The following is a 20,760-nucleotide window of genomic DNA, read 5'->3' as shown; positions in this document are numbered from 1 at the left end:
TTTCGAACCCCTTTTCTGGGATCTGTCCGCGACCCGTTTCGGGGTCTGCTCGGGGCTCTCTTCGGGGCCCTTTCCGGAGCTTTCCTAACACTGTTTCGGGGCCTGCTCGAGGTCCTTTCCGAACCCCTTCCCGGGATCGTTTCGGGGCCTGCCCGCGACCTTTTCTAGGAGCGTTCCGGAGTCTGCTCAGGGCCTTTTCGGAGCCTTCCTAACGGTGTTTCGAGGCGTTCGTCAGGTTCCCGGCTGTCCCATGATCTCGATCATGGCCAGGGTGTTCTGGTATTCCCGCCAGTTGAGGATTCTCCCGTCCCGCACCCTGAGGACCGCGATGAAGGGGGAGGAGGCCTGGTGGCCAGTTGCGAGGACCCTGCCGGCGAGCTCGTATTCGACAACGATGACCTCGGGGTCGACGGTCTCGTGGACGACCACCTCACGGACCTCGTCCAGGGCGAACCGCCGGGCGAAGGCGGCCTGTTCAGGGCCGGAGAAGAGCAGGAACGCCTCCTTTCCCTCATGCCTTCTGGGCCTGCCCGGTGGAGCGAAGGGGACCTCGATGACGGCGTTCTCGGCCAGCTCGCTCCCGAAGCCGCCGAGGTTCTCGAGCCAGTGGCGCCGTACGCGTTCGAACATCTCGCGAGGGCCGGGAGCGACGGTGGATTCGGTCATGATGGATCCCCTTCGTGACGGTCACTAAGATGAGTAGAAACTCATCTTTATGATCGTGAGTCGAGACTCACTTTGTCAACGCCGTATCTCACGCGCGGAGACGTCGCACTTCATCTCATGCGCGAGATGCCGCCCTTCGCGGGCGCCGACAGGCATGCGGGCACGGACGGTGCGACAGGAAACACGACAGGAATGATGGGAACGACGGGAACAGGGAAGGCCGGCTGGATGACACCCACGAATTCTTCACCGGGCGGAACGGGCGATCCTGGGGACGCCAAGCCGTTGCGTGCGGACGCCCAGCGCAACCGGGAACGCATCCTCGCCGCGGCGGAGGCCGTCTTCGCCGAGAAGGGCCCCTCCGCGTCGACCGAAGAGGTCGCCGCCCGTGCGGGGGTGGCCATCGGTACGGTCTTCAAGCACTTCCCGACCAAGCAGGCCCTGCTGCAGGCCATCATGAAGGGTCTCCTGGGCAGGCTGGACGAGGAGATGGCCGAGCTCGCCGCCGATGACGCTCCAGGGGAGGCGCTGTTCACCTTCGTCACCCGCATGGTCGAGCAGGCGGCGCAGAAGAGGACCGTCGTCGGCCTCCTGGCCGAGACAGGTGTCGATCTCCAGGTCGCGAGCTCGGTGCGGATGTTGCGCGAAGGGATCGAGACGCTCCTCGCTCGTTCCCAGGAGGCCGGTGCCGTCCGCGAGGACGTCCGTCTCGACGAGGTGATCGCCCTGCTCACCGGCGTCTGCCAGGGGGCGCTCCACGCGGGCTGGGACGGTGACCTGCAGCGTCGCACGCTGGCGATCGTCTTCGCCGGTCTCCGGACGGCTGAGGGCCGCAGATGACTCATGACGGCCCTCGACTGCGAGAGGCCGATCGGGGGAGGCTCGCTCAGATGCTCGCCCAGGGGATCCGCGTAACCCCCTAGGAGGGAACCGCTACGGAGACCGAAGGCCGTGGCCGCGGCCGCGGTCAGGCGCCGGAGGCGGCGCGGAGCAGGGGCTCGATCCGGTAGGGGACCTGGATGGAGAGGGCGATCGTGGTGTCCGTCCGCTGGACCGCGGGGGAGGCCAGGATGCGGGCGATGATCTCCTGGAGGTCGGGGGTGCTGCGGGCCACCACGCGGCAGAGCAGGTCCGCCTGGCCGCTGGTGCCGTACACCTCCAGGATCTCGGGAAGGGGCTCCAGGGCTCGTACGGCCTCTTCCAGGCGGCCCTGGGCGATCTGCAGCGAGACGAACGCGAGGATCGGGTATCCGGCGCCCTCGGGGGCCACGGTGGGACCGAAGTCGGCGACGACGCCGCGGGCGATCAGTTTCTCGACGCGGGCCTGCACGGTGCCCCGGGCCACGCCGAGCAGGCGGGCCAGCTCGGTCAGGCCGACACGCGGGTTGGCGCGCATGGTGATCAGGAGGCGGCCGTCCAGCTCGTCGATCGACATCTCCTCAGGATCCCGTCAGATTGGGCGATTCGACCAGCATAGACGAGGTGTCACCGTACGTTTCTGTGCGGATCGCCCAGTAGAACTGGCTGCTCTTGCCAACGTTTCCGGATATTGCTGTCATTTCATCTATGTTCGAGGAAGCACAGTACTTCGCACCGGTGGCGACCCGTGACGACGGCTCGATCGAGGTCGAGCTCGGTGCCGGTCACCCCGGTTTCGCCGACCCGGTCTACCGCGCACGCCGCAACGCGATCGCCGCGCTCGCGGTGGGGTACGTGCCCGGTACGCCGATCCCGACGGCCGAGTACACCGACCAGGAGCACGAGGTGTGGGCTCTGGTCAGCCGGGAGCTCGGCCTGAAACACCACAAGTACGCGACCGCCGAGTACCTGCGCGCGACCGAGCGGCTCGGGTTGCCCGCCAAGCGCATCCCGCAGCTCCAGGAGGTCAGCGAGCTGCTGGAGCCGCTGACCGGGTTCCGCTACGTTCCGGCCGCCGGGCTGGTGCCGCTCAGGGACTTCTACGGTGTCCTGGCGGACGGGCTCTTCCACTCCACGCAGTACATCCGGCACCACTCCACGCCGCTGTACACGCCGGAGCCCGACGTGATCCACGAGGTGATCGGCCACGCCAACGCGCTGGCCTCCGACCGCTACTCGCGCCTGTACCGCCTGGCGGGGCAGGCGGCCCGGCGGGTCGAGGGCAAGGACGCGCTGGAGTTCATCTCGAAGATCTTCTGGTTCACGATGGAATTCGGCGTGATGACGGACCAGGGCGAGTTGCGGGCGTACGGCGCGGGGATCCTGTCCTCGTACGGGGAGATCGAGGAGTTCAGGGGGATGGACATCCGCCCGCTGGACATCGCCGCGATGGGCACCACGCACTACGACATCACGAAATACCAGGACGTACTCTTCCGGGCGGAGTCGCTGGAGCACCTCGAGGACATCGTCGGGGACTTCTGGGCGACCTGCGATGACGAGAGTATCGCCCGGCTAATCGCGGACGTTCGCTAAAAGCGGGCATCGGTTCGGCGGGATGTTCTATAGCGCACGCCCTGTTTCAGGCTAGATTCCGGTTGATCGTCTTATTGTTGCGTGTTGCGGGATATATCCCGATCGTCACGTAATGGGGGAGACGGTTGGGGTGGATGATGAGAGCAAGGAAACGGGTGGCCGCGGCCGCCGTCCTGCTGGTCACCGCGCAGGCCACCGCCTGCAGCACGTGTCAGGGCCTGACGCCGGTGAGCATGCCGACACCGTCTCCCACGCGGCAGGCGGCACCGGTCGTTCCGACGTCCGGTACGCCTCCTCCCGCACCGTTCCTGGCCGTGGTCCCGGCGCCCGTCTTCCCCGGCGCCGGGGCACCCCGGGCGCCCGGACGGGTGCGGGCCGCCCACTCCCCGAAGATCCTCCCCAAGGAGCTCGGGCACAGCTTGGACGTGTTTCTCGCGAAGTACGGCGGCCGGACCGCCGCCTCGGTGTACGACCTGGGCACCGGCCGGCGCTACAGCTATCACCACACCCTGCAGCTGCCGTCGGCCAACACCTCCAAGGTGAGCATCCTGACGGCCCTGTTGCTCGGGACGCGGTGGCGTGAGCTCGGTGAACGAGCCAAGGCCGACGCGAAGAACATGATCCGCTTCAGCGACAACGAGGCGGCGGACCGGCTGTACGAGCGGATCGGGCTGGAGCCGGGCCTGGCCAGAGCGAACCGCAGATTCGGCCTCAAGCGCACCTACACCCCCGGCAGGCGGTGCGTGGACCTGTACTGCTGGAGCGTCGCGCAGACCACCACCGAGGACCAGATCCGGCTCGTCAAGGCGCTGGCCACCGGTGAGAGCCCGCTGGCCCCCCTGGAGCGACGCAAGGTGCTCGGGCTGATGGAGAGGGTGGCCCCCGAGCAGAAGTGGGGGATCAGCGCCGGGGCGTGCGGGAAGGACGAGGTGTCGCTGAAGAACGGCTGGCTGCGGCACGCGGCGAACGGGCGCTGGGCGGTCGCCAGCGCCGGGCTGATCCGCGGGCACGGGCACGACTACGCGGTGGCCGTCCTCACCGAGGACAGCCCGAGCATGGAGACCGGCATCGCCAGGATCGAGGGCGTGACCGAGCGCCTCATGAACGCCTTCAGGGGCGGGCGCGGCTGCGAGACGACCGCGAACTGAGCGGTCCGCGGAGCCGCGGGCTCGCGGACGCGGGCCGCGTACGTGTCACGCCGTCCTGTCGACCAGCCGGTAGCCCACTCCTCGTACGGTCTGGATCAGCTGGTCGTCGTTGTCGCCCAGGCGGGCACGGAGACGCTTGACGTGTACCGCGATGGTGTTGGTCGAGGTCGTCTCGGTGGAGTTCCAGACATGTCGCATGATCTGCTCCCGCGTCACCGTGCGGTGCGCGTTGCGCATCAGGTAGTGCAGCAGCTCGAACTCGCGCAGCGGCAGATGGACGATCCTGCCGCCGACCTTCACCTGGTAGGCGTTGACGTCCAGTTCCACCGGGCCGACCACGAGTGCCCTGCGGGTTCCGGTCTCGCCGGTGAACGCGGCGTGGATCAACGGCAGCAACTCGGGAACCCGGTACGGCCGGGCCACGCACGCGGTGGCTCCGGCCGTCAGTGCCTGGACGGCCTGCTGGGCATGCCCCTCGCCCACGCCCAGCAGGACGGGGATCGCCCGCGTCAGCCGCACCGCGCGGACGAACTCCACCGCCCCTATGACCGGCAGCGAGGCGCTGACGAGAACGACGTCGGGGCGGAACGCCCCGGCCTGCAACAGGGCCTGGGCGCCGTCGGTGACGCCCATGACCCGCACCCCTTCGCGTTCCAGGACGGCGGCCAGGTCGTGGACCATGGCCACCTCGGGATCGGCCACCAGCAGCATGGGCGCCGTTCGTGTGTCCCCGTCCACCTCTGGTGCCGTCTGCGGCTGGATCACCCGGATCCTCCAATATGGGTTAGCCGAAGCGGCCGGTGATGTAGTCCTCGGTCCGCTTGTCAGTGGGGTTGGTGAAGATGCGGCTGGTCTCGTCGAATTCCACCAGGCGGCCGTGCCGCACGCCGGCCTCGTCCACCTCGGCGGTGAAGAAGGCCGTGCGGTCCGAGACGCGGGCGGCCTGCTGCATGTTGTGGGTGACGATGACGATCGTGTAGTCGCGCGTCAGCTCCTGCATCAGGTCTTCGATCTTGGTGGTCGCGATCGGGTCCAGGGCCGAGCAGGGCTCGTCCATCAGGATGACGTCGGGCTTCACCGCGATCGCCCGCGCGATGCACAGGCGCTGCTGCTGTCCGCCGGACAGGGAGAGCGCGTTCTGCTTGATCTTGTCCTTGACCTCGTCCCAGAGAGCCGCCTTGGTCAGCGCCTCCTCGACGATCTCGTCCATGTTGCCCTTGATCCCGTTGACCCGGGGACCGTAGGCGATGTTGTCGTAGATCGACTTGGGGAAGGGGTTCGGCTTCTGGAAGACCATGCCGATCCGGCGGCGGACCTCGATCGGGTCCACGTGGTCGCCGTAGAGGTTCTCGTCGTGGTACAGGATCTCGCCGGCCGCGCGGGCGCCGGGGATGAGGTCGTTCATCCGGTTGAAGCAGCGGAGCACGGTGCTCTTGCCGCAGCCGGACGGGCCGATCATGGCCGTGATCTCGCGGTTGCCGATGGTCAGGTTGACCCCGCGCACCGCCTCGTAGTCGCCGTAGAAGACGCTGAGGTTGGAGACGGTGAAGACCGGGTCGAGGGCTTCGATGGTGCGGGGGACTTCGGGGCCGCGCACGTTCACGTTCGGCACGGAAATTCCAATCTCGGACATCTCTTACCTCACCAGCGCTTCTGATAGCGGTTACGGAGCCAGATGGCGACGGAGTTCATCAGGAGCAGGATCGCCAGCAGGATCACGATCGCCGCCGCGGCGAGGACGGCGAACTCTTCCTGGGGACGGCTGATGAAGCTGTAGATCTGCAGCGGCAGGACGCTGAAACTGCTCCAGACGCCCTCGGGGTTGAACCGGACCAGCGTCGCGGCACCGAGCATCAGGAACGGGGCGGCCTCGCCGATCGCGCGGGAGAGGGCCAGGATCGAGCCCGTCGCGATGCCCGGGATGGATGCCGGGAGCACCTGGCGGTAGATGGTCTGCCACTGGGTCGCGCCCAGTGCCAGCGAGCCCTCGCGGATCGACGGCGGCACCGCGCGGATGGCCTCGCGGGCGGAGATGATCACGATGGGCAGTACGAGTAGCGAGATGGTGACCGCGCCGGTCATCACGGTGAAGCCGAACTGCATCCAGCGGGCGATGATGCCCAGGCCGAGGATGCCGTAGACGATCGAGGGAACGGCCGCCAGGTTGGAGATGTTCAGCTCGATCAGCTTGTTGTACCACTTGGTCCTGTCGGCGTACTCCTCAAGGTAGATCGCCGCGAGGATGCCGGTGGGCAGGGCCATGAGCGCGGTCAGCCCGATGATCCACAGGGTGCCGAAGATGCCCGACTGGATACCGGACGTCTCCGGGCGGCGGATCGAGGGCTGGTTCTCCCACAGCATCGAGTTGAGCCGGGGCCAGCCCTCCTCGACGACGTAGACCAGCAGCATGGCCAGGAACAGAAGGGCGATCGCGAGGCTGGCCAGCAGCGCGATGCGGAAGAGGTGTTCCTTGAGAGGGCGTCCCTTGCTCGCCAGCTGCACGGCCGAGCGGGGGGTGGAGAGGATGGCCATCAGTCGTAGACCTCGCGATACTTCTGGACCATGCGGGCGCTGAGGTAGTTCATCGCGAAGGTGATCACGAAGAGCAGGGAACCCACCGCGAAGATGGTCTTGTAGGCGATCGAGCCGACCGAGGCGTCACCGGAGCCGGCCTGGGCGATGAAGGCCGCCATCGTGGCCATCTCGTTGCCCGGGTAGAGCGTGAAGACGGACTTGAAACCGCCGGCGATCGCGACGATCATCGTCTCGCCCGCGGCCCGGGAGATCGCCAGGATGACGGCGGCGACGATGCCGGAGAACGCGGCGGGGACGACGACGCGCACCGAGGTGAGCATCTTGGAGGCGCCGAGGGCGTAGGAGCCCTCGCGCAGGCCGTTGGGCACCGCGGCCATCGAGTCCTCCGACAGCGACGCGACGATCGGGATGATCATCACGCCGACCAGGAGGCCGGCGGCGAGCGCGTTCTTGCCGTCCAGGTCCAGGAAGGGGAAGACGTCCCTCAGCAGCGGGGTGACGAAGGTGAGGGCGAAGAAGCCGAAGACCACCGTGGGGACGCCCGCGAGGACCTCCAGCACCGGCTTGAAGATCTTGCGGGTCCTGCTGGAGGCGTACTCCGACAGGTAGATCGCGGCGGCCAGGCCGAGCGGTACGGCGACCACGACGGCGATCAGGGTGATCTCCACGGTGGCGACGATGAGCGGCCACACGCCGAACGCCGGCGGGTTGAACAGCGGACCCCAGTCGGTGGAACCGAAGAACTCCCCGAGGCTCACCGCACCGAAGAACTCGATGGTGGGTTCGAGGAGCGCGACGACGATGCCGATCGTGGTCGCCACCGACACCATCGCCGCGGTCAGGAGAACGGCCTTGATGACGAATTCGCCGTAACGCGGGCGCGACCGCGCCAGGGACCCCGGGGTCCCTGGAACGGTCGTGCGGTGCTGAGCCGACATCAGCCGGCGCTCTTCAGCGCGGTGATGTCAGCCTTGAGCTTGGCCTCCTGCTCGGGGTTCAGCGGGATGTACTTCGCGTCCTTGGCGATCACGTTGATGTTGGACGCGTAGTAGTCGAGGAAGGCCGCGACCTCGGGCCGCTTCACCGCGGCGGCGGAGGGATAGATGAACAGCGGGCGGGCGAGCGGGGTGTACTGGCCACCCTGGGCCGACTCGACGCTCGGGGCCACGCAGCCGCTGCCGGAGTCGATCTCCACGGCCTTCAGCTTGTCGGCGTTCTCCTCGAAGTAGGTGAAGCCGAAGTAGCCCAGGCCGCCCTTGGCGCCCGCGACACCGGTGACGATGTCGTTGTCGTTCTCGCTCGGGCTGTAGTCCTTGCGGCTGGCGCCCTCCTCACCGTTGATCTCGTCGGTGAAGTAGTCGAAGGTGCCGGAGTCGGTGCCGGGGCCGTAGAGCTTGAGCTCCTCGGCCGGGAACTTGGCGTCGACGTCCTTCCAGGTCTTGACCTTGCCCTCGGCCGCCGGCTCCCACATCTTCTTGAGCTGGTCGGTGGTGAGGCAGGTGGCCCAGTCGTTCTCCTTGGGAACCACGACGGTCAGCGCGTCGACGGCCACCGTGAGCTCGGTGAACTTGACGCCCTTCGTGTCGCAGGCCGCCTTCTCCTCGTCCTTGATCGCGCGGGAGGCGTTGGAGATGTCGGTCTCGCCGGCGCAGAACTTCTCGAAGCCGCCGCCGGTGCCCGAGGTGCCGACCGGCACCTTCACCTGCGGCTGCTCCTCGCCGAAGAGCTCGGAGGCGGCCTGGGAGAGGGGCGCCACGGTGCTTGAACCGTCGATCTTAATCTCGCCGGTCAGGGCCGCGCCGGCACCCGCCTCGGCGGAGGACGCGCTGGGGGCGGTGGTGCTGCCGTCACTGTTGGGCTTGGCGTCGCCACCACAAGCGGCCGCGAGCGATACGACGAGCGCGGCCGTCGCCACCGCGCTGAGGCGGCGCTGTCCACTGGTCACGGTTATGTTCCTTCTCCGTAGTGAGATCTGTTCTCGATGTCTCCGATGAAAGTGGGGCAAAGTGAACGGAAATGAAACGAGCCATGACCGGAGCCGGAAGAGGTAGGCCCGCGGATGTGAATACCGGGGCGTCGACGGAAGTTTGATCTCGGTTTCCGGTCCCGTACGCCCGGTGGGCGGGGCCTCGGAGACTCCCTGGTCCGGGCGTGGCCCGGCACGGGAGCCCTCCCGCCGGAACGTTCCCGGTTCCGGCGGCCGCTCTCGCGGACTTGCCCATCTGTTCACCTTCCCGACATCCGGCGGCAGGTAACGCGGCCGGATGTCCGGAGCCGCCAGGAATGGAGCCGCGCGTGGACGCTCCCGGGCGAGAAAGGGCGGAGCGGGTGGCGGGGTCGCTAGGCGGGGAGGGTCAGCGGTCCGCTGCCGAGGCGTTTGAGGACCTCGCCGTGCAGGGGGCCGTTGCTGCACAGCAGGCTGCCGCCGTCGACGTCGGGCACGCCCGACAGGTCGGTCCAGATGCCGCCCGCCTCCTCGACGATCACGGTCAGCGCCGCGATGTCCCAGGGGGAGAGCTCAGGTTCCGCCGACACGTCGGCCGCGCCCTCGGCGACCAGCATGTGCGACCAGAAGTCGCCGTAGGCGCGGCTACGCCAGACGGAGCGGTTCAGGTCGAGGAACGCGTCGAGCTTTCCGGCCTCCTCCCAGCCGCCGATGCTGGAGTAGGAGAACGAGGCGTCCTCAAGGTTGGTGACGGAGGAGACCCGGCACCGCGTGGCCTTGGTGAGGCTCTTGCCGGTCCAGGCGCCGCTGTCGCGGGCGGCCCACCAGCGGCGGCCGAGGGCGGGAGCGGAGACCAGGCCCACGACGACGCGGCCCTGGTCCATCAGGGCGATGAGGGTGGCCCAGACGGGCACTCCGCGCACGTAGTTCTTGGTCCCGTCGATCGGGTCGATGATCCACGAGCGGTCGCCATGGCCGCTCGCGCCGAACTCCTCGCCGATCACGGCGTCGCGCGGCCTGGCCCGGCCGAGTGCGGCGCGGATCGCCTCCTCGGCGGCCTGGTCGGCGTCGCTCACCGGTGTGAGGTCGGGTTTGGTCTCCACCCGCAGGTCCATGGACTTGAACCGGCGCATGGTCAGGTCGTCGGCGGCGTCGGCCATGACGTGCGCGAGGCGAAGATCGTCGTTGTAACCCGTCACGGGCGCCAACGCTATCGCGTCGACGGCCGAATGGCGGAGATCAGGGAGCAAGCGGAACAATCGTGTCGCGTCCCACCAGGCTCGGATACCGCGTGAAACATCCGTTGGCATCGGTGTTACTGGCGAGTAGCATTCCGGTATGACCTTTGACGTGGGTGAGTTCATGCTGCAGAGCGTCCCGTTCGCCAGGACGCTGGGTATCTCGTTCGACAAGGTGGAACCGGGCTTCGCCGTCGCCCGGATGGCCGACCGGGCCGATCTGCACAACCACGTGGGAGGCCCGCACGCCGGAGCCCTGTTCAGCGTCGCGGAGACGGCCTCCGGAGCCGCCATGATCTCCACCTTCGGCGACCAGCTGTCACGGGCCACCCCGCTGGCCAAGAGCGCGGCGATCCGCTATCTGAAGCTCGCGAAGGGCGAGGTCGTCGCGGAGGCCCGCCTCCGGGCCTCCCGCGAGGAGGTCGTGGCCACGCTGGACGCGGGAGAGCGCCCCGAGTTCGACGTCGCCGTCGAGATCAGGACCGCCGACGGCACCCTCGTGTCCGAGATGACCGTCGCCTGGGCCTTCCGGTTGAACCGCTGACGCTGTGCCGAACCGCCGATGCTCCGCTGACGGTGACGGCAGCCCGGTGACGGCGACCTGGCGACGGCGACAGCCGGTGCCGGCGCGTCGCGGCGAGCTTCGCCGGCCGTTCGTCCGTCTCGCCGGGCCTCGGTCCCGTCTCCGGCGCGCCCTCACGACTGGTCGTCGTCGGAGGCGCCCTCGCGGCTGGCGAGCAGGCGGCGCAGGGAGGCGAGCCGGGCCGGGTCGGCGTGCCCGGCCGCCACCCAGGCGTCCAGGGCGCACTCCTCGGAGAGGTGGTTGCAGCCCTTCGGACACTGGACGGTGCCCTCGATCAGGTCGGGGAAGCCCGCCAGGACCGTCTCCACCGAGACGTGGGCCAGCCCGAAGCTGCGCACTCCCGGGGTGTCGATGATCCAGCCGCCCTCCGGCAGTTCCAGGGCGACGGCCGACGTGGAGGTGTGACGACCCCGGCCGGTCACCGCGTTCACGTGGGAGACGGCCCGGTTGGCGTCCGGCACCAGGGCGTTGACCAGCGTCGACTTGCCCACTCCCGAATGGCCGACGAGCACGCTGATCCGGCCCTTCAGGCGCTCTCGCACCTCTTCCAGGCCGCCCCCCTTCTGGACCACCACGTACGGCACCCCGAGGGGGTCGTACAGCGAGACCAGCTCGTCGGGCGAGGCGAGGTCGGACTTGGTGAGGCAGAGCATCGGGTCGATGTCGGCGTCGAAGGCCGCGACGAGCATCCGGTCGATCATGCGGGGCCGGGGCGGCGGGTCGGCCAGGGCCGTCACGATGACGAGCTGGTCGGCGTTGGCGACCACGGGACGCTCGATGCCGTCGGTGTCGTCGGTGTCGTCCGCGGAGCGGCGGAGCATGGAGGTGCGGGGCTCCACCCGCACGACGCGGGCCAGCGTGTCGGCCATGCCGGAGACGTCGCCCACCAGGGCCACCCGGTCGCCGACCACGATGCCCTTGCGGCCCAGCTCGCGCGCCTTCATGGCGACCACGACCCTGCCGCTCATCGCGGCGCCCTCCGCGTGGTCCTTCCTGCTGCGGCGGCGGCCCTTCTCGCCCGCCGACTCGACCAGGCACGTGTAGCGGCCGCGGTCGACGGCGACCACGAACGCCGGGATCGCGTCCTCGTGAGCAGGGCGAATCCGGGTCCGGGGCCGGGATCCCTTCCCCGGCCTGACCCTGACGTCGTCCTCGTCGTACTCGCGCTTTCTCAGTTTCTCCGCCTTGTCCGGCCCGGTGTGCCCCAGGGAAGGGCCGCGAGGCCTGTCGGCCGTGCCGGCCGCGCCGACCGCGCCGGCCGGTCGCCCCTCACCGCGCGCCGCGCAGCATGTCCGCCCACATGGAGGCGAACTCGGGGAGGGTCTTACCCGTGGTGGCGATGTCCTCCACCTCGACGCCGGGCACGGCCAGCCCGATCACCGCTCCGGCGGTGGCCATCCGGTGGTCGGCGTAGGAGTGGAACACCCCGCCGGTGAGCGGGCGGGGCCTGATCTCCAGGCCGTCCTCGGTCTCGTTCGCGTCGCCGCCGAGGCCGTTGATCTCGGCGACCAGGGCGGCCAGCCGGTCGGTCTCGTGCCCGCGGATGTGGGCGACGCCGCCGATCCTGCTGGGGGAGCTCGCGAGAGCGGCCAGCGCGGCGATCGTCGGGGTCAGCTCGGCCACGTCGCGCAGGTCCGCCTCGATGCCGGTGATCCGCCCGGTGCCGGTGACCGCCAGGCCCTCGGGCGTGTGCTCCACCGAGGCGCCCATGCCGGCCAGCAGCGTGCGGAGCTGGTCGCCCGGCTGGGTCGTCCGCGCGGGCCAGTCGGGGATGGTGACCGTGCCGCCGGTCACCATGGCGGCGGACAGGAAGGGCGCCGCGTTGGACAGGTCGGGCTCCACCGTGAAGTCCCTCGCCCCGATGGGGCCGGGCTCGACCCGCCAGACGTCGGGCTCGGAGTCGTCCACCACGACGCCGAACTCGCGGAGCATCTGGACGGTCATCTGGATGTGCGGCTGTGAGGGGATCGGCGGGCCCTCGTGACGTACCGTCACGCCCTTCTCGAAGCGCGCCGCCGCCAGCAGCAGGCCGGAGAGGAACTGCGACGAGCCGGACGCGTCGAGCCTGACCTCGCCGCCGGCCAGCGGTCCCCGCACCGTGAACGGCAGCGCGTCGCCCGTCACCTCGGCGCCGAGGGCGCGCAGCGCGCGCAGGATCGGGCCCATCGGGCGCTTGCGGGCGTGCGGGTCGCCGTCGAAGAAGACCTCGCCCCTGGCCAGCGCCGCCATCGGCGGCACGAAGCGCATGACCGTGCCCGCCAGCCCCACGTCGATGCGGGCCCCGCCGGTGACGGGGCCGGGCGTGATCGCCCAGTCGACGCCGGAGGCGCTCTCGTTGGAGGGGACCATCGTCGCGCCCAGCGCCCGCAGCGCGTCCGCCATCAGGTCGGCGTCGCGGCTGCGCAGCGCCAGGCGTACCGTGCCGGGTCCCTCGGCCAGCGCGGCGAGCAGCAGCGCGCGGTTGGTCACGGACTTCGACCCGGGCAGGGGGACGGTCGCGCGGACGGGTTCGGTCGCGGTCGGCGCGGGCCACAGCGGAGCGGACATGGTCAAAAGCCTACCGGTGCCCGCACCACGCCGCCCTTCCGTGCCCGGGCACGGGAGGGTCCGCGTGATCGATGAGGTGAGGAGCCGGGCAGGCCGGGTAAGGGCGTCGTCACCGCGACACCCGGCGGCACCGCCGGGTGTCGCGGCAAGATCGAAAAATGGGGTTGGGGACTCCCCGGCGCGTCGTGGCGTGGGAAAGTGGAGACATGTGCGGAAGATACGCGTCTGCGCGGGCCAAGCAGGAGTTGCTGGAGGAGTTCCAGGTCGAGCTCGACGGAGCGGCCGACGAGGAACTCAGGCCCGACTACAACGTCGCGCCCACGAAACCGGTGTACGCGGTGATGAGCCGGGTGCCGAAGGCCGAGCCGGACGGCCGGCCGGTCAGGCAGCTTCGCGTGGTCCGCTGGGGGCTGGTCCCCGCCTGGGCGAAGGACCCGTCCATCGGCTCGAAGATGATCAACGCACGGGTGGAGACGGTGGCGGAGAAGCCCGCCTACCGCAAGGCGTTCGCCGAGCGCAGGTGCCTGATCCCGGCCGACGGCTACTACGAGTGGGTCGTGCTGGACGAGAAGGACGCCAAGGGGAAGCCGAAGAAGCAGCCCTACTTCGTCCGCCCCGCCGACGGCGGCGTGATGGCGATGGCGGGACTGTACGAGTTCTGGCGGGACCGGGGCCGGGACGACGACGACCCGCTCTCCTGGCTGGTGACCTGCACGATCATCACGACCGACGCCGTGGACGAGGCGGGCAGGGTCCACGACCGGATGCCGATGCTGATCGAGCGTGACCGCTGGGGCGAGTGGCTCGACCCCGGGGTGCCCGACGCGCAGGGGTTCCTGATCCCGGCGGGCTCCACGGGACTGGAGATCCATCCGGTCTCCACCGCCGTCAACTCGGTGCGCAACAACAGCCCGGAGCTCGTCGAGCCGATGAAGGAGGCGTAGGGCGACGGCGACGGCCGGGCGCTTCCTCGGAAGCGCAGGGCGAGGGTGGTGGCCACGCCCCTTGTGAAAGCGCCGGGTGATCCGGTGTAAAACTTTCGCCAAGTGGGCATCCGGTGAGGAAAGCGATTCCTCGTGACGGAGTGGCGTATCGGTGCGATGACGAGGTCACGAGATCGCCGTCACAGAGCCCCCCTTTTTTTGCGCCTGACGGGAGAGCCGGGGATCCCCACACAGGCCGCCCCGGCTTTCCGGAGGTGCGGATTCGTGGATGTCGCGACCGCGCGCGAGCGCCTGAAGAGCATGCTCGCCGAACTCGACCGGTCCATCGGAGTGCTTCGCGGGGACTCCCCCGCCGTCCGGGAACGGGATCGGTCCCCGGCCGACGCCGGCTCCGACCTGACCGACTCCGATCGCAACCGGGCCCTGCTGGAGGTGGCCACCCGGCACCGGCGCTCGGTGCTGGAGGCGCTCAGACGGATGGACGAGGGAGGTTACGGCCTCTGCGCGGACTGCGGCGCGCCGGTCCCCGAGAGCAGGCTGGAGGCGCGGCCGGAGGCGGCCCGCTGCGTGCCGTGCCAGTCCCGGCGCGAGCGCAGGCGCTGACCCCGCCCGTCGTCCTCCGGGACGGGGTGCGGGGCGCGAGCCGCGCAGGGGCAGGCGCTGACCCCGCCCGGCGCCCGGTGGCCGCGCCGGGCGCCGGGCATCAGGCCTCAGGGGCGCCGGGCGCTGGCCACCAGGTGGATGCCCACCGTGTCGTCGTCGTCCGGGTGGGTGTCCAGCTCCGTGTTGACCAGCCAGGCGAGCGCCCGGGAGTCGGAGGCGAGCACGTGGTCGACCGTGGAGGGGGACAGCACCGTGCGGGGTCGTATCCACTCGACCTCGAGCCCGGCGTCGGTGAGCAGCTCGCGCAGCTGGGCGCTGCTGAAGCACCGGGTGATGCTGCCGTCGGGCCAGGGCACGAGCATGACCTCGCCGGTCTGGCGCAGATGGGCCCAGTAGTTCTGCTCGGCGAGTATCGCCATCCCCAGCACCAGGGAGTCGACGCAGACCAGCGCCCGGCCGCCGGGACGCAGGACCCGGGCGACGTCGCCGATCGCGGATTCGGCCATCAGCTCCACCGACATCGCGCGCTCCTCGGCGAGCACGGCGTCCACGCTGCAGTCGGGCAGGAAACGCAGGTCGTCGGCGCGTACCTGGCTGACCTTGGAGATGTCGTGCAGCGGCTGACCGTTCGTGGGCCTGCGGAAGTCGACCACCTCGATCACCCGGTGTCCCGCCTTCGCCGCCTGGACGGCCCAGCGGCCGTCGCCGCAGGACATGTCGAGGACGGTGGACGGGGTTTCCGGCAGCCATCGGCTCAGTTGCTCGGCCACGACCGCGTGGTAAAAGGTCCAGTACGGCCCGAGCGCACCTGAGCCGTTCAGCTCTTCGGCCGGGATGGGCAGCACAAGCAGCTCCTGGCGTCGGGAGGATCCGGTGGTCTTTCAACTACCTACCGGTACGTACCTTCTTTTTCCCCGTACCGGGTCGTTCGTCACCTTCTATCTTGCGGGAACAGATGGCAGTGCGGGTGTGTTGCAAGCGGACAACGCACGATCCTTTCGGAGGTTGGCAAGCAGATGCTCGCCTTGATCGAACCCGTCACCCGCCCCGGTGATCGGCCTATCCCTGACGAGCGGGTATTCTCCGCTCAGTACGGTGTCCCGCGTCAGCAGGACTCCGGCGATCTTAAGGGGGTGGGTCAGGTCCCTGCGACAGACGAGGAGACTCTGGAGCAGCGGAGCACACGGTTCGAGAGGGATGTCATGCCCTATCTCGACCAGCTCTACTCCGCCGCGCTTCGGATGACCCGGAACCCCGCGGACGCCGAGGACCTTCTTCAGGAGACCTTCGCGAAGGCCTTCGCGTCCTTTCACCAGTTCCAGCAAGGCACGAACCTCAAGGCCTGGCTTTACCGGATCCTGACGAACACTTTCATCAACAGTTACCGCAAGAAGCAGCGGGAGCCCAAGCAGTCGGGCGCCGAGGAGATCGAGGACTGGCAGCTGGCCAGGGCCGAGTCGCACACCTCGGGCGGGCTGAAGTCGGCGGAGATCGAGGCGCTCGAGCACCTCCCCGACACCGACGTGAAGCGGGCGCTGGCCGCGCTTCCCGAGGAGTTCCGCATCGCGGTCTACCTCGCCGACGTCGAGGGCTTCCCGTACAAGGAGATCGCCGACATCATGGGGACCCCCATCGGGACCGTGATGTCGCGGCTGCACCGTGGCCGCCGCCAGCTGCGGACCCAACTTGAGGACTACGCCCGCGAGCGTGGCCTGGTTCCCGCGGAGGGTGCGAAGTGAACGAGCGAGACAGGAAAGACGAGCCCGCCGGCACGGGCTCCCTGCCCCGGGGCCGGGTGATCGCATGAGCTGCGGCGACCACCACGACACCGACTGTCGCGAGGTCCTGGACAAGGTCTACACCTACCTGGACGGCGAGCTCGACGAGGGCAACTGCGCCGACATCCGCGTGCACCTGGACGAGTGCCACCCCTGCCTGGAGGAGTACGGCCTGGAGCAGGTCGTCAAGCAACTCGTCGCCAAGCACTGCGGCTGTGACCAGGCCTCGGCCGACCTGCGGGCCAAGGTGCTCAGCCGTATCGACCAGGTGCGCTCCGAACTGGCTCGCTGACCTCCTAGGATCTCTCGTACGGCCTTGGCCATACGACGATGGGGGTTCACCATGCGCATACTCGTGACCGGTGGGGCGGGATTCATCGGATCCACCCTCGTCGACCGGCTGCTGGCCGAAGGGCACGAGGTCGCGGTCGTGGACGACCTGTCGGGCGGCGACCGGGGCAACCTGGTGCGCGCCGCGGAGAGTCCCCTGTTCGCCCTGCACGTGATGGACATCCGTGACCCGGCCCTGATCGGCCTGGCCGCCGAGTGGAGGCCCGAGGTCGTCTGCCATCTCGCCGCGCAGATCAGCGTGCGCAAGAGCGTGGCCGACCCGGTCCACGACGCCCGGCTCAACGTCGAGGGCACCGCGTCGGTCCTGACGGCGGCCCACCACGGAGGCACCCGCAAGGTCGTCTTCGCCTCCTCGGTCGCGGTGTACGGCAGGCCGGCGGTCATCCCGGTCCCCGGCGGCGCGGCGACCGACCCGCGCTCCCCGTACGCCGCCTCCAAGCTGAGCGCGGAGACCTACCTGGCCACGTTCAAGGCGCTGCACGGCATCGACTACACCACGCTGGTGCTCTCCAACGTCTACGGCCCGCGCCAGTCGCCCGACGGCGAGGCGGGGGTGGTCGCCATCTTCACCGACGCGCTGCTCAACGGCACCCCCACGGTGGTGTACGGCGACGGCTCCCAGACCCGCGACTACATCTTCGTCGACGACGTGGTGGACGGCTTCGCCCGCGCCTGCGGCACCGAGGGCGGCGGCGGCCGTTTCAACCTGGGCACCGGCGTCCAGACCACCGACCGGAGGCTGCACTCCCTGGTCGCGGAGGCGGCCGGTGTCGCCGACGAGCCGGGCGAGGCTCCCACCCGGCTGGGCGACCTCCCCGCGATGGCCGTCGACCCGGCCCCCGCGTTCGAGGGGATCGGCTGGCGTCCTCAGACGGATCTGGCCGTCGGGCTGAAGAGCACCGTCGACTGGGCGAGGACCAGACTCGCGAGCCTGTGACGGCGCGGGGCCCCGAGGCGGCCCCGAGCGGTCCCGGACATCGATGGCGGCCGGTGATTGCTTGATTACGCTTTGCTTGCGATTGGCCGTCTCGCCCTCCTGAGCAGGTTCGCTTCGATAGCCTGGGTGCGAAATCGACGTGGAGGCAGCGCATGTTAAAGGAAACGGTCACCCCGGTCTTTCCTGGGATTTCCTGGACCTGAGCACGCGCCCTTTAGGAACACTAGGGTGGCCGCTTTGCGTGGACTGCCGTGGTTTGCCAAGGTCTATCTGATCCTTGTCATCGGAGCCGCGTTCGCGCTGCTCGGATACAACGTGGCCGAGGACGGCCGGCTGGATCCGCTCGACTGGTCCAACCTCATGGTGCTGGCCCTGCTGTTCCTGGTGTGCGAGTCGGTGCCCACCCTGCTGCACGTCCGGCAGGCCGCGGTGTCGGTCAGCTTCTCCGCCGTGCTCGCCGCGGTGGTGCTGCTCGGCCCCGAGGGGGCGGCGCTGGTCGGCATGACGGCCATGTTCAGCGTGCGGCCCGGCCTGCCGCTGGTGAAGCGGCTGTTCAACAGCGCCCAGTTCGCCATCTGCGGCTACGTCGCGGGCCGGGTCTACGTGTGGCTCGGCGGCAGGTCCGGGGTGCCGACCATCGACGGGTTCGACGCCATCATCGTGCCGTTCGCGGGCGCGGCGGCCGTCTTCGTGCCCCTCAACTTCGTCCTGATCGCGATCGTGCTGAAGCTCACCGGCCAGGCCGACCAGGTGCCGCTGCGGGGCGTGGCGCAGTTCATGGTCTCCTACTTCGGCTACGCCACCTTCGGGCTGCTGATCGCCGGGCTGTGGGCCACGGTCAGCTCGATCTCCGCGGTGCTCGTGCTGCTTCCGCTCTTCGTGGCCCGCTGGGCCTTCGGCCAGTATCTCGCGCAGCAGCGCTCCTACGACGCGACGATCGCCGCGCTCTGCCAGGCCGTGGAGACCAAGGACTACTACACGCGCGGCCACTGCACCCGCGTCTCCCTGGCCGCCGGCATGATCGCCGAGGAGATCGGCATGGGGTCGGAGCGGCTGCGCGCGATCCGCTACGCCGGGATGCTGCACGACGTCGGCAAGCTGGGCGTGCCGACCAAGGTGCTGCAGAAGGACGGCCCGCTCAGCGAGGAGGAGTTCGCGGCCATCCAGCTCCATCCGATGCGCGGGCTGGAGATCGTGCGCGGCATCGACTTCCTGGACGAGGCGTTCGCCGGGATCATGCACCACCACGAGCGGCAGGACGGCAAGGGTTACCCGATGGGGCTGGCGGGCGACGAGATCCCGGAGTTCGCCAGGATCATCGCGGTGGCCGACGCCTTCGACTCGATGACCTCCGACCGCTCCTACCGCAACGCCCGCTCGCGCGAGGTGGCGATGGCCGAGCTGCGCAAGGGCGCCGGCACCCAGTTCGACCCGGTGATGGTGGTCGCGTTCGTCAAGGCCGTCGACCGTGACGGCTGGGAGCCGCCGCGCACGATCGTCACGCCCCCGGCCGACGTGTCGGAGACCACGGCGAAGGACCACGACGACCCGACCGTACCCATCCAGGTGGTGTCCGAGCGATGAACGGCTCCGGCGCCAACCGGGTTTTCCAGACGCTCGACTCGGGCCAGCTCCTGCTGATCTGCGCGGCCGGCCTCCTGGCGGTGGCCGGGGTGGCCCACACGGCCGCGACCGGCCTGCTCGACCCCCAGATCGCCGTCGCCTTCGGCGCTCTGATCGCCATCGGGGAACTGGCCAGGCTCACCATGCCCGGCAACAGGGAGGTGGCGCCGATCGGCGCGGCGGCCGCGCTCGGCTACACGCTCCTGCTGGACATGGGCGGCGATCCCGCGCGGCACTCGGCGCTGCAGGTCGTCGCGGTGCTGGCGGCCGGCATGGTCGCGGGGGCGCTGCCGCACCTCGCAGTGGGCCGCCCGCCCCAGCTGGACGGGATGGCGCGCAGGCTCTTCACCGGCGCCCTGCTCGCGCTGGCCTACCGGCCCCTGGCCGGGCCGTTGTTCGACCTGGCCAGGGAAGGGGAGAGCGGCTGGTGGCCCGCGCTCGGCGTGATGGCCCTGTTCATCCTGCTCATGGTGGTGGTCGACGTGCTGCTGGCCGCCGTGCTGCGGGCCGAGCAGGTGCGGGCCGCCCTCAGGGTGGCCGTCCACGACGAGCTGTGGATGGCCGCGCCGCTGGGGGCCGCCGTCGCCGCCTCGGGCATCCTGCTCGCGCTCGCCTCGCACAGCATGGGCATGACCGCGTTGCTGGTCTTCGCCGCGCCGCTGCTGGTCACCCAGGTCGCCTTCCGCAAGTACGCCGGGATCAGGGCGACCTACCTGCAGACCGTACGGGCGCTGGCGCGGGTCACCGAGGTCGGCGGGTACGTCGAGCCGGGGCACTCCCGCCGGGTGAGCCGCCTGTCGGTGGCGGTCGGGCGGGAGCTCGGCACGGCGGAGCCCGAGCTGCTGGAACTGGAGTACGCCGCGCTCATGCACGACATCGGCCAGCTGTCGTTGCGCGATCCCATTCCCGGCGGCGCCACGGTCCTCACCGACCCCGAGCAGGCGCGGCGCATCGCCGAGCTGGGCGCGGAGGTGATCAAGCAGACCGGGGTGCTGGACCGGGTGGCCGAGATCGTCCGCCGCCAGTGCGACACCTGCGCGGAGCAGCCTCCGATGGCCAGCCGCATCATCAAGGCGGCCAACGCCTACGACGATCTCGTCGGTGGTTCCAGTGACCGCGACCGGGCGGGTGCCGCCCTGGAGCGGCTCCGGCTCGGCGTGGGGCGGGAGTACGACCCGACGGTCGTGGAGGCGATGGCCCGGGTGATCGACAGGCTGGCCCCGATTCACCGTCTCTAGGCCTCACGCGGGCCGCTCGGGCGACCCTGGGCGGTTCCTTCGTTCCACGCCGGGTCGCCCGAGCGGCCGGAGCTCGTCGGCGAAAACCGCGATACGAAACTGGCGGCCCGTATACGGACGTGATCGGCTCTGTCTGGCACAGTTGAAGAACGTTGACGATGGGAGTTTCC

The 20,760-nt window shown here is 69.6% G+C and carries 22 protein-coding genes; 11 read left to right on the top strand and 11 right to left on the bottom strand.

The features are described from left to right. Positions 1 to 231 precede the first annotated feature (231 nt). On the bottom strand, positions 232 to 666 hold the full coding sequence (locus tag ACTOQ1_RS38485) for a nuclear transport factor 2 family protein (protein ID WP_440073048.1): 435 nt from the start codon (positions 664 to 666) through the stop codon (positions 232 to 234). Positions 667 to 894: 228 nt separating this feature from the next. Between ACTOQ1_RS38485 and ACTOQ1_RS38480 the strand changes: the two genes are divergently transcribed. Continuing rightward, positions 895 to 1,506: a TetR/AcrR family transcriptional regulator gene (locus ACTOQ1_RS38480; RefSeq protein ID WP_440073046.1), complete on the top strand. Its 612-nt coding sequence runs from the start codon at positions 895 to 897 to the stop codon at positions 1,504 to 1,506. A 127-nt stretch (positions 1,507 to 1,633) separates the two neighbouring features. Here ACTOQ1_RS38480 and ACTOQ1_RS38475 read toward each other — a convergent pair whose 3' ends face one another. Beyond that, positions 1,634 to 2,101, bottom strand: coding sequence for an Lrp/AsnC family transcriptional regulator (locus ACTOQ1_RS38475; RefSeq protein ID WP_440073044.1), 468 nt, complete (start codon positions 2,099 to 2,101; stop codon positions 1,634 to 1,636). A gap of 131 nt (positions 2,102 to 2,232) precedes the next feature. Here ACTOQ1_RS38475 and ACTOQ1_RS38470 point away from each other — a divergent pair, with 131 nt between their 5' ends. Both ACTOQ1_RS38470 and ACTOQ1_RS38465 read left to right on the top strand, forming a co-directional pair. Continuing rightward, a complete protein-coding gene (locus ACTOQ1_RS38470) occupies positions 2,233 to 3,120 on the top strand; it encodes a phenylalanine 4-monooxygenase (protein WP_440073043.1) in 888 nt (295 codons plus the stop codon). 137 nt (positions 3,121 to 3,257) lie between these two features. Further along, positions 3,258 to 4,268: a serine hydrolase gene (locus tag ACTOQ1_RS38465; protein WP_440073042.1), complete on the top strand. Its 1,011-nt coding sequence runs from the start codon at positions 3,258 to 3,260 to the stop codon at positions 4,266 to 4,268. 45 nt (positions 4,269 to 4,313) lie between these two features. On the opposite strand, the gene ACTOQ1_RS38460 is transcribed toward ACTOQ1_RS38465, so the two are convergent. From ACTOQ1_RS38460 to hisN, 6 genes are all read right to left on the bottom strand, one after another. Next, positions 4,314 to 5,033, bottom strand: coding sequence for a response regulator transcription factor (locus tag ACTOQ1_RS38460; protein WP_440073040.1), 720 nt, complete (start codon positions 5,031 to 5,033; stop codon positions 4,314 to 4,316). Between the two features lie 19 nt (positions 5,034 to 5,052). Continuing rightward, complete coding sequence (gene pstB, locus ACTOQ1_RS38455) at positions 5,053 to 5,880, bottom strand: phosphate ABC transporter ATP-binding protein PstB (RefSeq protein ID WP_440073039.1); 828 nt, start codon at positions 5,878 to 5,880, stop codon at positions 5,053 to 5,055. Positions 5,881 to 5,909: 29 nt separating this feature from the next. Continuing rightward, positions 5,910 to 6,800 carry a phosphate ABC transporter permease PstA gene (gene pstA, locus ACTOQ1_RS38450; RefSeq protein WP_440073037.1) on the bottom strand — a complete coding sequence of 297 codons (891 nt, stop codon included), beginning with the start codon at positions 6,798 to 6,800 and terminating at the stop codon, positions 5,910 to 5,912. Further along, entirely contained in the window at positions 6,800 to 7,741 is a 942-nt protein-coding gene (gene pstC, locus ACTOQ1_RS38445; RefSeq protein WP_440073036.1) for a phosphate ABC transporter permease subunit PstC, read from the bottom strand. Before pstC ends, pstA begins: the two co-directional genes overlap by 1 nt. Continuing rightward, positions 7,741 to 8,748, bottom strand: a complete 1,008-nt coding sequence (locus tag ACTOQ1_RS38440; RefSeq protein WP_440073034.1) for a PstS family phosphate ABC transporter substrate-binding protein — start codon at positions 8,746 to 8,748, stop codon at positions 7,741 to 7,743. The genes pstC and ACTOQ1_RS38440 overlap by 1 nt, the downstream gene beginning before the upstream one ends. A 395-nt stretch (positions 8,749 to 9,143) precedes the next feature. Next, a complete protein-coding gene (hisN, locus tag ACTOQ1_RS38435; RefSeq protein ID WP_440073032.1) occupies positions 9,144 to 9,947 on the bottom strand; it encodes a histidinol-phosphatase in 804 nt (267 codons plus the stop codon). A gap of 139 nt (positions 9,948 to 10,086) precedes the next feature. On the opposite strand from hisN, the gene ACTOQ1_RS38430 reads away from it, so the two are divergent. Then, positions 10,087 to 10,530, top strand: a complete 444-nt coding sequence (locus ACTOQ1_RS38430; protein ID WP_440073031.1) for a DUF4442 domain-containing protein — start codon at positions 10,087 to 10,089, stop codon at positions 10,528 to 10,530. Between the two features lie 152 nt (positions 10,531 to 10,682). Here the strand turns inward: ACTOQ1_RS38430 and rsgA are convergent, their stop codons facing one another. Together rsgA and aroA are read right to left on the bottom strand one after the other, a co-directional pair. Beyond that, complete coding sequence (gene rsgA / locus ACTOQ1_RS38425) at positions 10,683 to 11,744, bottom strand: ribosome small subunit-dependent GTPase A (protein ID WP_440073050.1); 1,062 nt, start codon at positions 11,742 to 11,744, stop codon at positions 10,683 to 10,685. Between the two features lie 94 nt (positions 11,745 to 11,838). Continuing rightward, positions 11,839 to 13,116 carry a 3-phosphoshikimate 1-carboxyvinyltransferase gene (gene aroA, locus ACTOQ1_RS38420; protein ID WP_440073030.1) on the bottom strand — a complete coding sequence of 426 codons (1,278 nt, stop codon included), beginning with the start codon at positions 13,114 to 13,116 and terminating at the stop codon, positions 11,839 to 11,841. Positions 13,117 to 13,322: 206 nt separating this feature from the next. Between aroA and ACTOQ1_RS38415 the strand changes: the two genes are divergently transcribed. After that, on the top strand, positions 13,323 to 14,060 hold the full coding sequence (locus ACTOQ1_RS38415; protein WP_440073029.1) for an SOS response-associated peptidase: 738 nt from the start codon (positions 13,323 to 13,325) through the stop codon (positions 14,058 to 14,060). A 264-nt stretch (positions 14,061 to 14,324) separates the two neighbouring features. Further along, positions 14,325 to 14,663: a TraR/DksA family transcriptional regulator gene (locus ACTOQ1_RS38410; protein WP_362697709.1), complete on the top strand. Its 339-nt coding sequence runs from the start codon at positions 14,325 to 14,327 to the stop codon at positions 14,661 to 14,663. Between the two features lie 107 nt (positions 14,664 to 14,770). Here ACTOQ1_RS38410 and ACTOQ1_RS38405 read toward each other — a convergent pair whose 3' ends face one another. Beyond that, positions 14,771 to 15,508, bottom strand: a complete 738-nt coding sequence (locus ACTOQ1_RS38405; RefSeq protein ID WP_440073028.1) for a class I SAM-dependent methyltransferase — start codon at positions 15,506 to 15,508, stop codon at positions 14,771 to 14,773. A 288-nt stretch (positions 15,509 to 15,796) separates the two neighbouring features. Between ACTOQ1_RS38405 and ACTOQ1_RS38400 the strand changes: the two genes are divergently transcribed. From ACTOQ1_RS38400 to ACTOQ1_RS38380, 5 genes are all read left to right on the top strand, one after another. Then, complete coding sequence (locus ACTOQ1_RS38400; RefSeq protein ID WP_440073027.1) at positions 15,797 to 16,402, top strand: sigma-70 family RNA polymerase sigma factor; 606 nt, start codon at positions 15,797 to 15,799, stop codon at positions 16,400 to 16,402. Between the two features lie 64 nt (positions 16,403 to 16,466). Further along, on the top strand, positions 16,467 to 16,733 hold the full coding sequence (gene rsrA / locus ACTOQ1_RS38395) for a mycothiol system anti-sigma-R factor (protein WP_440073025.1): 267 nt from the start codon (positions 16,467 to 16,469) through the stop codon (positions 16,731 to 16,733). 51 nt (positions 16,734 to 16,784) lie between these two features. After that, on the top strand, positions 16,785 to 17,729 hold the full coding sequence (locus ACTOQ1_RS38390; protein ID WP_440073024.1) for an NAD-dependent epimerase/dehydratase family protein: 945 nt from the start codon (positions 16,785 to 16,787) through the stop codon (positions 17,727 to 17,729). A 228-nt stretch (positions 17,730 to 17,957) separates the two neighbouring features. Continuing rightward, the gene (locus tag ACTOQ1_RS38385) at positions 17,958 to 19,313 is read left to right on the top strand and encodes an HD-GYP domain-containing protein (protein ID WP_440073023.1); all 1,356 of its coding nucleotides are present in this window, start codon (positions 17,958 to 17,960) and stop codon (positions 19,311 to 19,313) included. After that, positions 19,310 to 20,590, top strand: a complete 1,281-nt coding sequence (locus ACTOQ1_RS38380) for an HD-GYP domain-containing protein (RefSeq protein ID WP_440073022.1) — start codon at positions 19,310 to 19,312, stop codon at positions 20,588 to 20,590. Before ACTOQ1_RS38385 ends, ACTOQ1_RS38380 begins: the two co-directional genes overlap by 4 nt. The last annotated feature ends 170 nt before the right edge of the window (positions 20,591 to 20,760 follow it).

This window comes from Streptosporangium sp. OZ121 (assembly GCF_051918885.1).
GTDB lineage: Bacteria > Actinomycetota > Actinomycetes > Streptosporangiales > Streptosporangiaceae > Streptosporangium.
Note: the sequence above shows the minus strand (reverse complement) of the source record. Positions and strands in the feature narration are given on the sequence as shown.

Coding starts and splice junctions, on each gene's coding strand:
- ACTOQ1_RS38485 (WP_440073048.1), bottom strand. CDS start 666: ATGACCGAATCCACCGTCGCTCCCGGCCCTCGCGAGATGTTCGAACGC.
- ACTOQ1_RS38480 (WP_440073046.1), top strand. CDS start 895: ATGACACCCACGAATTCTTCACCGGGCGGAACGGGCGATCCTGGGGAC.
- ACTOQ1_RS38475 (WP_440073044.1), bottom strand. CDS start 2,101: ATGTCGATCGACGAGCTGGACGGCCGCCTCCTGATCACCATGCGCGCC.
- ACTOQ1_RS38470 (WP_440073043.1), top strand. CDS start 2,233: ATGTTCGAGGAAGCACAGTACTTCGCACCGGTGGCGACCCGTGACGAC.
- ACTOQ1_RS38465 (WP_440073042.1), top strand. CDS start 3,258: ATGAGAGCAAGGAAACGGGTGGCCGCGGCCGCCGTCCTGCTGGTCACC.
- pstA (WP_440073037.1), bottom strand. CDS start 6,800: ATGGCCATCCTCTCCACCCCCCGCTCGGCCGTGCAGCTGGCGAGCAAG.
- pstC (WP_440073036.1), bottom strand. CDS start 7,741: ATGTCGGCTCAGCACCGCACGACCGTTCCAGGGACCCCGGGGTCCCTG.
- ACTOQ1_RS38430 (WP_440073031.1), top strand. CDS start 10,087: ATGACCTTTGACGTGGGTGAGTTCATGCTGCAGAGCGTCCCGTTCGCC.
- aroA (WP_440073030.1), bottom strand. CDS start 13,116: ATGTCCGCTCCGCTGTGGCCCGCGCCGACCGCGACCGAACCCGTCCGC.
- ACTOQ1_RS38415 (WP_440073029.1), top strand. CDS start 13,323: ATGTGCGGAAGATACGCGTCTGCGCGGGCCAAGCAGGAGTTGCTGGAG.
- rsrA (WP_440073025.1), top strand. CDS start 16,467: ATGAGCTGCGGCGACCACCACGACACCGACTGTCGCGAGGTCCTGGAC.
- ACTOQ1_RS38390 (WP_440073024.1), top strand. CDS start 16,785: ATGCGCATACTCGTGACCGGTGGGGCGGGATTCATCGGATCCACCCTC.
- ACTOQ1_RS38380 (WP_440073022.1), top strand. CDS start 19,310: ATGAACGGCTCCGGCGCCAACCGGGTTTTCCAGACGCTCGACTCGGGC.